This is a genomic window from Pantoea sp. X-Soil-YNGN-844 (assembly GCF_059730595.1).
In genome coordinates this window covers 684,930-700,560 of the sequence record NZ_AP036007.1, presented here as the reverse complement: position 1 = coordinate 700,560, position 15,631 = coordinate 684,930, and the positions used below count along the sequence as shown (strand labels likewise).

The 15,631-nt window shown below is 56.0% G+C and carries 12 protein-coding genes; 8 read left to right on the top strand and 4 right to left on the bottom strand.

What is annotated here, in order from left to right; genetic code table 11:
• Positions 1-70 precede the first annotated feature (70 nt).
• Both rapA and rluA read left to right on the top strand, forming a co-directional pair.
• The gene (gene rapA / locus AC6I8C_RS03050; RefSeq protein ID WP_497821582.1) at positions 71-2,977 is read left to right on the top strand and encodes an RNA polymerase-associated protein RapA; all 2,907 of its coding nucleotides are present in this window, start codon (positions 71-73) and stop codon (positions 2,975-2,977) included.
• Positions 2,978-3,212: 235 nt separating this feature from the next.
• A complete protein-coding gene (gene rluA, locus AC6I8C_RS03045; RefSeq protein WP_497821581.1) occupies positions 3,213-3,866 on the top strand; it encodes a bifunctional tRNA pseudouridine(32) synthase/23S rRNA pseudouridine(746) synthase RluA in 654 nt (217 codons plus the stop codon).
• A 59-nt stretch (positions 3,867-3,925) separates the two neighbouring features.
• Here the strand turns inward: rluA and djlA are convergent, their stop codons facing one another.
• Entirely contained in the window at positions 3,926-4,735 is an 810-nt protein-coding gene (djlA, locus tag AC6I8C_RS03040) for a co-chaperone DjlA (protein WP_013356743.1), read from the bottom strand.
• 182 nt (positions 4,736-4,917) lie between these two features.
• Here djlA and lptD point away from each other — a divergent pair, with 182 nt between their 5' ends.
• Genes lptD through apaH form a run of 6 tightly spaced genes read left to right on the top strand, consistent with a single transcriptional unit; the run spans position 4,918 to position 11,731 of the window.
• A complete protein-coding gene (gene lptD, locus AC6I8C_RS03035) occupies positions 4,918-7,293 on the top strand; it encodes an LPS assembly protein LptD (RefSeq protein WP_497821580.1) in 2,376 nt (791 codons plus the stop codon).
• Positions 7,294-7,347: 54 nt separating this feature from the next.
• On the top strand, positions 7,348-8,643 hold the full coding sequence (gene surA, locus AC6I8C_RS03030) for a peptidylprolyl isomerase SurA (RefSeq protein WP_497821579.1): 1,296 nt from the start codon (positions 7,348-7,350) through the stop codon (positions 8,641-8,643).
• The gene (gene pdxA / locus AC6I8C_RS03025; RefSeq protein ID WP_497821578.1) at positions 8,633-9,625 is read left to right on the top strand and encodes a 4-hydroxythreonine-4-phosphate dehydrogenase PdxA; all 993 of its coding nucleotides are present in this window, start codon (positions 8,633-8,635) and stop codon (positions 9,623-9,625) included. Before surA ends, pdxA begins: the two co-directional genes overlap by 11 nt.
• The gene (rsmA, locus tag AC6I8C_RS03020) at positions 9,618-10,439 is read left to right on the top strand and encodes a 16S rRNA (adenine(1518)-N(6)/adenine(1519)-N(6))-dimethyltransferase RsmA (RefSeq protein WP_033781836.1); all 822 of its coding nucleotides are present in this window, start codon (positions 9,618-9,620) and stop codon (positions 10,437-10,439) included. The genes pdxA and rsmA overlap by 8 nt, the downstream gene beginning before the upstream one ends.
• Before the next feature lie 3 nt (positions 10,440-10,442).
• Positions 10,443-10,820, top strand: a complete 378-nt coding sequence (gene apaG, locus AC6I8C_RS03015; protein ID WP_013356738.1) for a Co2+/Mg2+ efflux facilitator ApaG/CorD — start codon at positions 10,443-10,445, stop codon at positions 10,818-10,820.
• 53 nt (positions 10,821-10,873) lie between these two features.
• On the top strand, positions 10,874-11,731 hold the full coding sequence (apaH, locus tag AC6I8C_RS03010; protein WP_497821577.1) for a bis(5'-nucleosyl)-tetraphosphatase (symmetrical) ApaH: 858 nt from the start codon (positions 10,874-10,876) through the stop codon (positions 11,729-11,731).
• Positions 11,732-11,766: 35 nt separating this feature from the next.
• On the opposite strand, the gene AC6I8C_RS03005 is transcribed toward apaH, so the two are convergent.
• From AC6I8C_RS03005 to AC6I8C_RS02995, 3 genes are all read right to left on the bottom strand, one after another.
• On the bottom strand, positions 11,767-13,650 hold the full coding sequence (locus tag AC6I8C_RS03005; protein ID WP_497821576.1) for a PhoX family protein: 1,884 nt from the start codon (positions 13,648-13,650) through the stop codon (positions 11,767-11,769).
• Positions 13,651-13,740: 90 nt separating this feature from the next.
• Positions 13,741-14,223, bottom strand: coding sequence for a type 3 dihydrofolate reductase (folA, locus tag AC6I8C_RS03000; RefSeq protein WP_013356735.1), 483 nt, complete (start codon positions 14,221-14,223; stop codon positions 13,741-13,743).
• Positions 14,224-14,457: 234 nt separating this feature from the next.
• Positions 14,458-15,597: a porin gene (locus AC6I8C_RS02995; RefSeq protein WP_497821575.1), complete on the bottom strand. Its 1,140-nt coding sequence runs from the start codon at positions 15,595-15,597 to the stop codon at positions 14,458-14,460.
• Between the last annotated feature and the right edge of the window lie 34 nt (positions 15,598-15,631).

Genomic DNA, 15,631 nt, shown 5'->3' with positions numbered 1-15,631 from the left:
TCTGGCGGTAACGCTATTGCCTGAGCTTTGGGAACACCTCTAAAAACGTTAAAATTCGAGCAAAAAATATATGGTTTTTACATTAGGTCAGCGCTGGATTAGTGATACGGAAAGTGAACTGGGACTGGGCACCGTGGTGGCGATCGATACCCGCATGATCACCCTGCTGTTTCCGGCCACGGGGGAAAACCGCCTCTACGCCCGCAACGATTCGCCGGTTACCCGCGTCATCTTTAATCCGGGTGATACCATCACCAGCCACGAAGGCTGGCAGATGCGCGTCGATGAAGTTCGTAACGAAAATGACCTGATGACCTATATCGGTACCCGTCTGGATACCGAAGAAAGCGACGTGATGCTGCGCGAAGTGATGCTCGACAGCAAGCTGGTATTCAGTAAGCCGCAGGATCGCCTGTTTGCCGGCCAGCTCGACCGGATGGATCGTTTCGCCCTCCGCTTCCGCGCCCGTAAATACCAGAGTGAGCAGTACCGCCTGCCGATCAGCGGCTTACGCGGTATGCGCACCAACCTGATCCCTCACCAGTTGCATATCGCCCACGATGTCGGCCGTCGCCATGCGCCGCGCGTGCTGCTGGCCGATGAAGTTGGCCTGGGGAAAACCATTGAAGCCGGGATGATCATCCAGCAGCAGCTGCTGGCGGGTCGTGCTGAGCGCGTCCTGATCGTGGTGCCTGAAACCTTACAGCATCAGTGGCTGGTCGAAATGCTGCGCCGCTTCAACCTGCGCTTTGCGCTGTTTGATGACGATCGCTATACCGAAGCGCAGCACGACAGCGACAACCCGTTTGAAACGGAGCAGCTGATTATCTGCTCGCTGGACTTTGTGCGCCGTAACAAACAGCGCCTTGAGATGCTGGCCGATGCCGAATGGGATCTGCTGGTAGTGGATGAAGCGCACCATCTGGCCTGGTCAGAAGGCGAGCCAAGCCGCGAATATCAGGTTATCGAAAAGCTGGCTGAGAAAACGGCCGGGGTGCTACTGCTGACGGCGACGCCGGAACAGCTCGGCATGGAGAGTCACTTTGCCCGTCTGCGCCTGCTCGATCCGGACCGTTTCCATGATTTTGCTGCCTTTGTTGAAGAGCAGCAGCATTTCCGTCCGATTGCCGATGCGGTAACAGCGCTGCTGGCTGACAAGGCGATCTCCCAGGAGGAGATGAACCGGATCAACGATCTGGTCGGCGAGCAGGACATTGAGCCGCTGCTGCAGGTCGCCAACAGCGATCGTGACGGCAAGCTGGAAGCGCGTCAGGAGCTGATCTCCATGCTGATGGATCGCCACGGCACCAGCCGCGTACTGTTCCGTAATACCCGTAATGGCGTTAAAGGCTTCCCGAAACGCGAGCTGCACCAGATCCGCCTTCCGCTGCCTGCGCAGTATCAGACGGCGATTAAAGTCTCCGGCATTATGGGTACGCGCAAAAGCGCCGAGGAGCGGGCGCGTGACCTGCTCTATCCGGAGCAGATTTATCAGGAATTTGAGGGCGACAGCGGGACCTGGTGGAACTTCGACCCGCGTGTCGAATGGCTGATGGGCTATCTCACCAGCAACCGTAAAGAGAAAGTGCTGGTCATCTGCGCCAAAGCCGCCACTGCGCTGCAGCTGGAGCAGGTGCTGCGTGAACGTGAAGGCATCCGCGCCGCGGTGTTTCACGAAGGTCTGTCGATCATTGAACGTGACCGTGCTGCCGCCTGGTTCGCCTCAGAAGAGAACGGCGCGCAGGTGCTGCTGTGCTCCGAGATCGGTTCTGAAGGCCGTAATTTCCAGTTTGCCAGCCGTCTGGTGATGTTCGACCTGCCGTTTAACCCGGACCTGCTGGAGCAGCGTATCGGTCGTCTGGATCGTATCGGTCAGGCGCACGATATTCAGATTCTGGTGCCGTGGCTGGAGCAGACCGCACAGGCGGTGCTGCTGCGCTGGTATCACGAAGGGCTGGACGCGTTTGAGCACACCTGCCCGACCGGCCGTACCCTCTATGACAGCGTCCATTCGCAGCTGATCGGCTATCTGGCCGCGCCGGAGAACAATGAAGGCTTCGATGCGTTTATCACTGACTGCCGTAAACAGCACGACGCACTGAAATCGCAGCTGGAACAGGGTCGCGATCGCCTGCTGGAGCTGAACTCCAACGGCGGTGAATCAGCGCAGCTGCTGGCCAATGCCATCAGCGAGCAGGATAACGATACTGGCCTGGTGAACTTCGCGCTTAACCTGTTTGATATCGTCGGCATCAATCAGGAAGATCGCAGCGATAACCTGATTGTGCTGACCCCTTCCGACCACATGCTGGTGCCCGATTTCCCTGGCCTGCCGGAAGATGGCTGCACCATTACCTTTAACCGCGATCAGGCACTGTCACGCGAGGATACTCAGTTCATTACCTGGGAACACCCGCTGATCCGTAACGGTCTGGATCTGATCCTGTCAGGCGATACCGGCAGCAGCTCGCTGTCACTGCTGAAGAACAAGGCGCTGCCGGTGGGGACGCTGCTGGTCGAGCTGATCTATGTGGTTGAAGCGCAGGCACCGAAGCATCTGCAACTGACCCGCTTCCTGCCACCGACGCCAATCCGTCTGCTGATGGATACCAAAGGCACTAACCTGGCGGGCAAAGTGGAGTTCGAAAGCTTTAACCGTCAGCTGAATGCGGTTAACCGTCACACCGCCAGTAAACTGGTGAATGCGGTGCAGCAGGATGTGCATGCGATTCTGACGCAAGCCGAAGAGAGCGTCGTCAGTGAAGCACGTGCGGTGATTGATGCGGCACGTGCTGAAGCGAACGAGAAGCTGGGTGCCGAGCTTTCGCGTCTTAACGCGCTGAAAGCTGTCAATCCGAACATCCGCGACGATGAAGTTGAGGCGCTGGAAAGCAACCGCGAACAGGTGCTTGAAAGTCTCGACCAGGCCAACTGGCGTCTCGACGCGCTGCGCCTGATTGTGGTAACACACCAGTAAGCTCAGGGGCCTGGATGAATCTGGCCGCAACTGAGAAACTCAAAACGCAGGTAACACAGGCAGAAGAGGAAAGCGTCCCGCGCCATGGACGGCGCGGGCCGAGCTTGTCAGGGATGACAGCTTTTGCGTCTTTCCGATCTGACTGTGTTTCCTGCGCTGGCACACTCTCACAGCTAATCAGACCAGACTTTGTCAACAATCTCAGCCGCATGGCCCCTTATTTTTGGAAAGCTCCATGGAACCTTACAATCCACCGCGTGAACCCTGGCTGCACATCCTTTATCAGGATGCACATATCATGGTGGTGAATAAACCCAGCGGTCTGCTCTCAGTACCCGGTCGTCTGGATGAGCACAAAGATAGCGTGATGACGCGGATACAGCGTGATTTCCCGCAGGCCGAGTCGGTCCACCGACTCGATATGGCGACCAGCGGCGTAATGGTGGTGGCGCTGACCAAGGCGGCGGAACGCGAGCTGAAACGCCAGTTCCGCGAACGGGAGCCTTCCAAAACCTACGTGGCCTGTATCTGGGGGCATCCTGAAAAGGAAGAGGGACTGGTTGATCTGCCGCTGATTTGCGACTGGCCAAATCGTCCAAAGCAGATGGTCTGCTTCGAGACCGGCAAAGCCGCGCAGACGGAGTATCAGGTGCTGGAATATCGTGCGGATAACAGTGCACGCGTGTCGCTGAAGCCGATTACCGGCCGTTCACACCAGCTGCGGGTGCATATGCTGGCGCTGGGCCATCCGATTCTGGGAGATAACTTCTATGCGCCCCCGGAAGCCAAAGCGATGGCAGCCCGTCTGCTGCTGCATGCGGAGTCACTGACTATTACCCATCCGGCATTTGGTAATGCTATGACGTTTCGTCAGCCCGCCGATTTTTGAGATGTTCGACTTGTCACCCTGGCCTCCTCTGTTGCAGAAGAGGCCAGGGGACACAGTGATTACTTAAAGCCCTTCTCTTTGCGAATCAGATCGTACGCTGCCTGAATTTCCTGCGCTTTCTGTTTCGCCATCTCCATCATCTCGGGCGGTAATCCTTTCGCCACCAGCTTGTCGGGATGATGCTCGCTCATCAGTTTGCGATAGGCGCGTTTAATGGTGGTGGCGTCATCACTGCTTTTCACGCCCAGTACGCTACAGGCATCTTCCAGCGTTGGGCCGCGTTGCGCCTGCTGGAAACCGCCTGAACTGCGCTGACCGCCGCCAAACTGCTGACCACCTTCCATCATGCGCAGGAACTGGTCGAACTGGACCCGTGAAATGCCCAGCTCTTCAGCAATCACATAGAGCACCTGACGCTCATTGGGATGCAGTGAGCCGTCGGCAAAGGCGGCCTGAATCTGGATCTCCAGGAACATCCGAATCAGATCGAACCGGCCAAAACAGGCGCTGCGCAGTTCACGCAATTTGCTGCGTAACGGATAATCCGCCTGCTTGCCTTCGCGGAACGCGCGCTGAGCTGCACTGCGGGAGTCCCCGTGCAGCTGCATCCGTTCCATCAACAGCGAAGCAATCTGAATATCCGCTTCCGTGACGCGCCCTTTTGACTTGGTCAGATGGCCCATCACCTGAAAGGTGGTGCTGAAAAACAGCGTCTGTCGGGTCTGATTATTTGAGAAGTAAGCCTTGCCTTGTGCGCCGCGTACTTTGTCAATCATATGGCCAATGATCAAACCGATCACAATACCCCAAAAGCCTGCGCCGGAAAGTAATCCCACCGCCAGACCCATAACTTTTCCCCAGTAGCGCATAAACTCCTCAATTCGCCATGCTTGCGGCTGAAAATTGCATTATCATACCTGTCATTTATCTCAGCGCCTAACGGCAACGCTGACAGACCAGGATTAACACTGGCGCAACGCCGGGCAGTAAGTTAGTCTCTGACCCGATTGTCGGCATGATGCCAGTTTTCATGGAATTCTCGATACCGCGTATGAAAAAACATATACCTACCCTGCTGGCCACACTGATCGGCGCAGCCATTAGCCAGCAAGCCTTTGCCGACGATTTGATGTCGCAGTGTATGTTAGGCGTGCCGAGTTACAACCGCCCGCTGGTGAACGGTGATACGAACCAGCTGCCTGTCACCATTCACTCCGATGCCGCGAAAGGGAACTATCCCAATGATGCGGTCTTTACCGGCAACGTAAACATTGAGCAGGGCAACAGCCGTATGCAGGCGGATGAAGTTCAGCTTCATCAGCGTCAGCAGGAAGGCCAGACCGCGCCCGTGCGTACCGTCGATGCCCTGGGTAATGTGCACTACGATGACAACCAGGTCATCCTGAAAGGTCCGAAAGCCTGGTCAAACCTCAACAGCAAAGATACCAACGTCTGGAATGGTCAGTACCAGATGGTGGATCGTCAGGGACGTGGTACCGCCGATCAGATGAAGCTGCGCGGCGATAACCGCTATACCATCCTGGAAAACGGTACCTTTACATCCTGTCTGCCTGGCTCCAACAGCTGGAGCGTAGTGGGTTCAGAAGTGATCCAGGATCGCGAAGAGGAAGTGGCGGAGATCTGGAATGCCCGCTTTAAGCTCGGTCCGGTTCCGGTGTTCTACAGCCCCTATCTGCAGTTACCGATTGGCGATCGCCGCCGGTCTGGTTTCCTGATCCCGAACGCAAAATATGGCAGCAATAACGGCTTTGAGTTCGTTCTGCCCTACTACTGGAACATCGCGCCACAGGCCGATGCGACCATCACGCCGCACTACATCAGTAAGCGCGGCATGAAGTTTGAAAATGAATTCCGTTATCTGACCACGCTGGGTGCCGGTCTGATGGAATTCGACTACCTCGGCTCCGATAAACAGTACGATAACGACAAAGCGTTGCGCGGCATCGCCGAAAACGACAGCTCCGATCGCTGGCTGTTCTACTGGCGTCATGCGGGTGTTTATGACCAGCACTGGCGTTTCAGCGCGGACTACACCAAAGTCAGCGACAAATATTACTTCAACGATCTCGACTCGAAGTACTACAGCTCGACTGACAACTACGCCACGCAAAAATTCAGCATTGGCTATTCAGATACCAACTGGGACGCCACGCTCTCTACCAAAGACTTTCAGGTATTCGGCAATACCACCAGCAATAACGTTTACCGCGCGATGCCGCAGCTGGACGTTAATCTCTATCAGAACGATATCGGCCCGTTTGATGGCCGCGTTTATGCCCAGGCGGTGAAGTTCACCAATGTCAACAGCCGCTATCCTGAGGCGACCCGTTTACACGTTGAGCCAACGCTGAACCTGCCACTGTCCAATGGCTGGGCCAGCCTGGATACCGAAGCGAAGTTCCTGGCGACCCACTATCAGCAGACTGACGTTGATTACTATAACAACGCTGCTAACGGTCTCAGGGGTGATAAGAGCGGCGAACTGGATGAATCGGTCAACCGCACCCTGCCGCAGTTTAAAGTGGATGGCCGGCTGGTGTTTGACCGCGATATGAATTCGGCTGCGGGCTATACCCAGACACTGGAACCGCGCGTGCAGTACCTTTATATCCCGTACCGTAACCAGAGCAACATCTATCCCTACGACTCAACATTGCTGCAAACCGACTACACCGGTCTGTTCCGCGATCGTACTTATAGCGGGCTGGATCGCATCGCGTCGGCCAATGAAGTGGCTACCGGTGTCACCTCGCGTATTTATGATACCGATCTGGTTGAACGTTTTAACGTTTCTGTGGGTCAAATCTACTCGTTTACCCCTTCTCGTACTGGTGTGAATCAAACCAGTAAAGAAGATGATACCGGCAGCCTGATTTGGGCTGGTGATACATACTGGAAAATCAGCGATCGCTGGGGCGTCAGAGGTGGGCTGCAATATGACACCAAACTCGACAACGTCTCCCAGGGCAATACCGTACTGGAATACCGTCGTGATGCCGACCGCATGGTACAGCTGAGCTACCGTTACAGCAGCCCGGAATATGTAGCGACCGCGCTGAACGATAGCAGCCTGGTGACAAACCCTATCTACAAAAACGGGATTTCACAGGTAGGTACCACGGCCAGTTGGCCGATTGCGGATGCATGGTCTGTGGTAGGTGCTTACTACTACGATACCCGCAACACGCGTCCGGCGTCGCAGCTGGTTGGGCTGCAGTACAGCTCATGCTGCTACGCGATCCGGGTCGGTTACGAACGCAAAATTAACGGTTGGGAAAACAACGACAGTAAATATGACAACCAAATCTCATTCAACATTGAGCTGCGTGGTCTGAGTCCTAACTATGGCTTAGGCACCAACGATATGCTGCGTCAGGGCATTATCCCTTACCAGCCCGCTTTCTGATGTTGTGATGTTTGACAGGCAATCCCGCAGTGCGGAACCAACAATGGATAAAGTATGAAGAACTGGAGAATGCTGATTCTTGGTGTGGCAATCAGTGCCAACACCGCGTTCGCAGCACCACAAGTCGTTGATAAAGTTGCAGCCGTGGTCAATAACGGCGTGGTTCTTGAGAGTGACGTGGACGGCATGATGGGCACGGTTAAATCTCAGGCCCAGCAGGCAGGTCAGCAGTTGCCGGATGATAAAACGTTGCGCCATCAGATTCTGGAACGTCAGATCATGGACAACATCATTCTGCAGATGGGTGAAAAAGCAGGGATCCAGATCAGCGACGAGCAGCTGGACCAGGCGATTCAGAACATCGCTGCGCAGAACCGCATGAGCCTTGATCAGCTGCGCAGCCGTCTGGCTTATGACGGCATGAACTACAGCGTTTATCGTTCTCAGATCCGTAAAGAGATGACCATTGCTGAAGTGCGCAACAACGAAGTACGTCGTCGCGTCACCATTCTGCCGCAGGAAGTCGATACGCTGGCTAACCAGATCGGCTCTCAGAACAGTCAGGGCACCGAACTGAACGTCAGCCATATTCTGCTGCCGCTGCCGGAAAACCCGACGCAGCAGCAGGTTGATGAGCAGGAAACGCTGGCGAAACAGCTGGTTGGCGAACTGAAAAATGGCGCAGACTTCGGCAAGATGGCCGTGACCTACTCTGCCGACTCTCAGGCGCTGAAAGGCGGCAACATGGGCTGGGGTAAAATCGAAGAGTTACCAACCCTGTTTGCGCAGGCGCTGTCGAGCGCAAAAAAAGGTGATATCGTCGGACCCGTTCGCTCCGGTGTCGGCTTCCACATCCTGAAAGTAAACGACCTGCGTGGCGAGAGCAAAAATGTTTCTGTCACCGAAGTCCATTCACGTCACATTCTGCTGAAGCCGTCGCCGATTCTGACAGACGAACAGGCGCGGGCGCAGCTGGAACAGATCGCTGCTGATATCCGCAGCGGCAAAACCACTTTCGCCGCGGCGGCCAAACAGTACTCTGATGACCCGGGTTCGGCGAACCAGGGTGGCGATCTTGGCTGGACCTCACCGGAATCCTTCGACCCGGCGTTCCGCGACGCGCTATTGCGTCTGCAGAAAGGCCAGACCAGCCAGCCGGTTCACTCCTCTTTCGGCTGGCATCTGATTCAGTTGCTGGACAGCCGTCAGGTGGATAAAACTGATGCCGCCCAGAAAGAGCGTGCTTACCGTATGCTGTTTAACCGTAAGTTCGCGGAAGAAGCGCAGACCTGGATGCAGGAACAACGCGCCAGCGCCTACGTGAAAATTCTGGATGGCAATGCGCAGTAATCTTCGTGTGGTGATCACGCCCGGCGAACCCGCCGGGATTGGTCCCGATCTCACGGTTCAGCTGGCTCAGCAGTCGTGGCCGGTTGAACTGGTGGTGTGCGCCTCGCCAGCACTGTTGCAGCAGCGTGCGGCCCAACTTGGTCTGCCGCTGACGCTGCGGACCTACCAGCCTGACGCGGCGGCAGAGCCGCAGCAGGCGGGTACGCTGACTGTCCTGCCCATTGAAACGGCAGAGACGGTTACGCCAGGTGAACTCTGCGTCGCCAACAGCGACTATGTACTGGCTACGCTGGCGCGCGCCTGTGACGGTTGTCTCGACGGTGAATTTGCTGCCCTGATAACCGGCCCGGTGCACAAAGGTGTTATTAATGATGCCGGTATCGCCTTTACCGGCCATACCGAATTTTTCGCCGATCGCGCTGGCGGCCATCGCGTAGTCATGATGCTGGCGACAGAAGAGCTTCGAGTCGCACTGGCGACTACGCATCTGCCGCTGAAAGATGTCCCCGCTGCGGTCACCCGCGACTGTCTGCATGAAGTGATCACGATTCTGCATCGCGATCTGCAGCAGAAATTTGCGATTGCCGAACCGCATATTTACGTCTGTGGTCTTAACCCTCATGCGGGTGAAAGTGGCCACATGGGACGTGAAGAGATCGAGACCATCACGCCAGCAATTAACGAACTGCGTCAGCAGGGCATTAATCTGACCGGCCCGCTGCCTGCGGATACGCTGTTCCAGCCGAAATATCTGCAGTATGCCGATGTGGTACTGGCGATGTATCACGACCAGGGCCTGCCGGTACTCAAATTTCAGGGGTTTGGCCGGGCGGTGAATATCACCCTCGGTCTGCCCTTTATCCGGACTTCCGTTGACCACGGCACCGCGCTAGAACTCGCCGGTCTGGGTCAGGCTGAACCGGGCAGCTTCATCACGGCGCTTAACCTCGCCATCACTATGATCAAGAGCAGTAATGAATAATCGCGTCCATCAGGGGCACTACGCCCGTAAACGTTTCGGGCAGAACTTCCTGAACGATCAGTACATTATCGACAGCATTGTCTCCGCCATCCATCCACAGCGCGACGAAGCGCTGGTGGAAATCGGCCCGGGCCTGGGTGCCTTAACCGAGCCGGTTGGCGAACGCCTCGATAAATTAACGGTAATAGAACTGGACCGCGACCTCGCTGCGCGTCTGGAAACCCATCCGTTCCTTGGCCCGAAACTGACTATCTTCCAGCAGGATGCCATGACCTTCGACTTCGCCGCGCTGGCGCAGGAGAGAGGCCAGCCGCTGCGGGTATTTGGTAACCTGCCGTACAATATTTCGACCCCGCTGATGTTCCACCTTTTCAGCTATACTGGTTCGATCAAAGATATGCACTTCATGCTGCAGAAAGAAGTGGTCAACCGTCTGGTTGCCGGTCCGGGAAGTAAAGCATATGGTCGTCTGACGGTGATGGCGCAATATTACTGCCAGGTCATCCCTGTGCTGGAAGTGCCTCCGCACTCCTTTACGCCGCCACCGAAAGTGGACTCGGCCGTAGTGCGTCTGGTGCCGTTTGCTGAGCCGCCTCATCCGGTCAGCGATGTGCGTATACTGAGCCGTATTACCACGGAGGCATTCGGCCAGCGCCGCAAAACGCTGCGCAACAGCCTGAGCCACATGGTAGCTGCCGGAGCACTGGAAGAGTTATCCATAGATCCAACCCTGCGTGCCGAGAACGTCTCCGTCGCGCAATATTGTCAGCTGGCAAACTGGCTGGCGAATCATCAGGGAAAATCGCAGGAGTAAGTCATGAGTGAAACGGCCCGCGTCTCCGTCCATGTGCAAAGCCAGTACGTCGCCTCACAATCCTCACCGGATGATGATCGTTACGTCTTCGCCTATACCATTACGATACGCAATCTGGGCCGTTCCTCCGTGCAACTGCTGGGACGTTACTGGCTGATTACCAACGGTAATGGCCGCGAAACGGAAGTTCAGGGTGAAGGCGTGGTCGGTGAACAGCCGTTTATTGCGCCTGGCAATGAATTTCAGTACACCAGCGGTGCCGTGATCGAAACGCCGATGGGCACCATGCAGGGACATTACGTGATGGTCGACGAACAGGGCGATACCTTCCACGTCGAGATCCCGGTGTTCCGCCTCGCCATTCAGACCCACATTCATTGATTTACACGCTTTTTGCCCGTTAAGTCGGGCACCTTCCTGATGGATAAAACGTTATGAGCACATACCTGATTGGCGATGTTCACGGTTGCTACGATGAATTACGTGCGTTGCTGCAACAGGTCGATTTTAATCCTGAGCAGGATACGCTGTGGCTGACCGGCGACCTGGTGGCACGCGGTCCGGGCTCCCTTGATGTCCTGCGCTACGTGAAATCGCTGGGTGACGCGGTACGTCTGGTGCTGGGCAATCACGATTTGCATCTGCTGGCTGTCTACGCCGGGATCAGCCGTAACAAGCCTAAAGATCGCCTGACGCCCCTGCTCGAAGCGGACGATGCAGATGAGCTGATCAACTGGCTGCGCCGTCAGCCGCTGTTACAGGTGGATGAAGAGAAAAAGCTGGTGATGGGCCACGCCGGCATCACGCCGCAGTGGGATATTGAGACTGCGAAAAAGTGCGCGCGTGAAGTTGAAGCGGTGCTCGCCAGCGACAGTTATCCGCTGTTCCTGGATGCCATGTATGGCGATATGCCGAACAACTGGAGTGAGGATTTGACCGGTCTGGCGCGTCTGCGCTTCAGCACCAACGCCCTGACCCGCATGCGTTACTGCTTCCCCAACGGCCAGCTGGACATGATCTGCAAAGATGCCCCTGAATCCGCCCTTCCGCCGCTGAAGCCCTGGTTTAACATCGAGGGACCGGTCGCACGTGACTACACCATCGTGTTTGGTCACTGGGCGTCGCTGGAAGGGAAAGGAACACCAGAAGGCATTATCGGCCTCGATACCGGCTGCTGCTGGGGCGGAACGCTGACCCTGCTGCACTGGGAGACACAACGCTATGTGGTGCAGCACTCCAATCGCGAAAAAGCGCTGGCCTCCAGCGACAGTCTGGCACCGCCCACGCTGTAAACTTTGATGCTGGCCCGTCAGGCCAGCCTCCTGTTTTAGGCGCCGATAATGCCGCCATCTTCACGGGTGATCATGATCACCGATGAGCGTGGGCGTGGACTGTTATTGGGAAAGTGCGAGTCACCCTCTTCACCGGGATGCTGCACGTTCACGAACAATGTTTTGTAGTCGGGCGTGAAGGTAATGCCGGTCAGCTCGCACGATTTTGGGCCGACCATAAAGCGGCGGATCTCTCCACTGTCAGGATCCCCCACCAGCATCTGATTATTCCCCTGCCCCTGATAATCCTCTTTGTTACTGTACTTGCCGTCGGTCAGGATCCATAAGCGCCCGTGCGCATCAAAGCCCAGGCCATCCGGACTGTTAAAGGTGTTTTCAGCAGTGATGTTGGGTGTGCCGCGATAGATCCCCTCGGGATGCGCTATCGGGTTGCCGCACAACGCATAGATATCCCACTCAAAGGTCTGTGCCGTAGCATCGCCTTTCTCATCCCAGCGGATAATCTGACCGTAGATATTTTTGGGCCGCGGATTCGCCGCATTGACCGGCATGTCATCATTGCCGCGCTTGTTATTGTTGGTCAGGGTGCAGTAGGCACGGCCATCGTGCGGGTTAACGGCAATCCACTCGGGCCGGTCCATCCGCGTGGCGTTCACCACATCGGCGGCAGCACGCGCATTGATCAGGACATCAGCCTGACTGTTAAAGCCCTTCTCAGCGTTGAGTCCATTTTCGCCCCACTTCAGCGCCAGCCAGCGCCCGGTGCCTTTCAGTGGTGTGCCCTGCGCATCGCCGTTGAACTGCGCCACATAGAGCGTGCCCTTATCCAGCAGTCCCTGACTGGCTTTGGCATCATCCGGAATGACCTTGTCGTCCGAGACATATTTATAGATATATTCGCCGCGCTCATCGTCGCCCATGTAAACCACCAGTTGCCCGGTTTTCGCGACCGTCACAGCCGCGTTCTCGTGCTTAAAGCGGCCCAGCGCGGTGCGTTTGACCGGCACAGCGTGAGGATCAAAGGGATCGATCTCGACAATCCAGCCGTGGCGATTAAATTCGTTGGGATTTTTCGCGATATCGAAGCGGGGATCAAAGTCAGACCAGTTGCGCTCCGGATCGGCGGCATTCAGAGTGTAACGCTTCTGCTGTGGAGTCGGGGTAAAGTCTGCCTGATGAGTGCCAAAGTAGGTGTCGTAGTTCTCTTCACAGGTGAGATAGGTGCCCCACGGCGTTTTACCGTTGGCACAGTTACCAAAGGTGCCAAGGACATGCATTCCCTGGGGATCGGCGGCGGTCTTCAGCGCGTTATCACCGGCGGCCGGACCGGAAAACCGCATAGGCGTATTGGCAGTAATGCGGCGGTTGTAGTCAGAAGGACGTACCACCTGCCAGCGATTGTCTTCACCCCGTTTAACTTCAACGATGGAGACGCCGTGTGCCGCCTGTGACTTCCTCACATCTTCCAGGCTGGTCGCTTTGCTGCCGCCGTGGGCAAACAGCGTCGGCTCATTCACATACTCATTGTTAATCGCCATCACGCCGCGATGCTCATCAATGGCGAAGAAGCTCATGCCATCGTTGTTATCACCGAACTGCTTTTCCTGCTCTTCTGCGCTGTTATTGCCCAGCGGGTCAAACGCGGCCGCGCCATTTACCAGCGGATCACCCCAGGAGATCAGCACGTCAGCACGATAGCCCGGTGCGACCACAACCTCATCGGCCGTGGATGCGGCAATCGCCTGAAAGCCCAGTAGCGGACTGCCGGCAGGCTTCGTCTGCGCCAGTGCGCTGGATGAGAGCGTGAGGCCGCCGCTGAGAAAGCCGGTCAGCCCTACCGCACCGGAACCGGCAAGAAATTTACGGCGATGTGGATCACGAAGACGGTCAGTGCTTAATGCGGAGAGTTCGGTTTTCATTATTGATTGCTTCCTTTATGACGATCCCAGAAAAGAAGCAATGCTAATAAACAGAGATGACAGCCAGGTTACAGCCAGACTGGGAGAGGATTAACGGCGACGATCAAGAATCTCAAAGCAGTAGCTGTGGGAGTTCTGCTCATCTGCGTCGTGGAACTCGCTGAACGTGGACTGCCACTCATCCGGCTCGTAATCCGGAAACTGCGTATCGCCTTCCACTTCCGCATCAATGTGCGTCAGATAGAGACGATCGGCGCGCTTCAGCATCTGCTCGTAGACACGTCCACCCCCAATCACCATGATCTCTTCTGCATCACCGGCTGCCTGTAACGCCTCATCCAGCGACGTAACCCAGGTGACGCCTTCCGTGGTGCCTGGCTTACTGCTGACCACGATGTTCAGCCGGCCAGGTAACGGGCGCCCGATGGATTCAAAGGTCAGTCGACCCATAATGACCGGTTTCTTCAGCGTATTGCGCTTGAACCATGCCAGATCTGCAGGCAGGTCCCACGGCATGGCGTTCTCCATTCCAATAATGCGATCTGCTGCTAATGCCGCGATAAGACTAATCATGTTAACCACTCACTGAAAAAAATTGGCGCCATGATACGTAAAGGTGAAACTTTCGTCGATAGGGGGAAAGGTCTAATTGCGTAAACCTTTTCAGGACGCCGTTTTTCACGACCTGTGCAGCGTTTTTCACCGCGTAATCGCGTCAGTTTGCCGCAGCTCGCCAGCGATCGGCCTTAGGCTGGCACAAAAGTCGTGCGCAAAAGAAAACGGCTCCCGGAGGAGCCGTCAGGGTTATCAGAAGTCGTAGCGCAGACGCACCAGATTCATATCACCCAGGTTATCGGTGCTGGAGGTAAACACATGTTCGTAATCAACGCGGAAACCGTAGTCGAGGAACAGCACCACACCCAGACCGTTGTCGATGCGCTGGTAATCACGGCCTGTCGCATACTCGATACGGTCACCCATGACATAAGGCTGGACAGCTTTCAGACCATACTGCGCCACAGGGATCTTGTAACCGGCGAAATACTCAATGCCCCACGCATCGCCCGCAAAGTAGTTATGGACATCTTTGCGTTTGGTGGTCATGAAGTTTTCATACCAGCCACCACCGGCTGACAGCGTCCAGTTGCCTGGTGTCCAGCTCAGCGCAGTGCCGTAAATGTTCTGGTCGTAATCGTGACTGTCGCCGTTGTTCGGGTTACGCATCGCCGCGCGGGTGTAGTTCCACGCCGTGCCCCAGCTCAGATCGTCAGTGATGTGGTAATCCACGCCGAGCGAGCCGCCGCCTTTGCGCTTATAGCGCAGGCCGTTGCCTGGCAGATACTCGTTATCTTCGAACAGATAAGAAGCGTAGACATCCGCGTCGCCGAAGCTGTTTTTATACTTCAGCTGTTTACGTGAGCGGTAAGAGCCGTCGTAGTCGCCATTGATACCGTTGCCCGGTGCCTGGCCGACCATATCGTAATCCCAGATATCCGTCTTGGCGCCCACGGTGTCGTAATAGACGCTGTTCTGCTGACCAAAGGTAAGCTGACCCCAGGTTTTGCTTTTCAGACCGGTGTAGAGCTGGCGACGCGTGGTGTTATTAGCACCGTCCGCATAGTGACGATCCCAGCTGAACACTGCCGGGATGTTAACGCCCAGCTCGTAGTAGCTGATCCAGCTAACGTCATCAAACAGGTAGTAATCCGCGCCGAAACGGAAACGGGTGCCGCCATCGAAACCGTCACGCTTGTAGGATTTGTCATTCACGCCGGTCTGATGATTGACCTGAGCACGGATGCTGCCGCCAACATTCAGGGTAAGGCGGCTAAGTGGATCGCCCGCCTGCGGATCCTGTTTTAACAGGGTAATTTCCGCCTGGCTGGCGAAAGGAAGAGTAACCATCAGTGCAGCCACTGCACTCAGAGAAAAAGTACGCATTTTCATTTTTTATTTATGTCCTGATACGCTTCAGTGATAA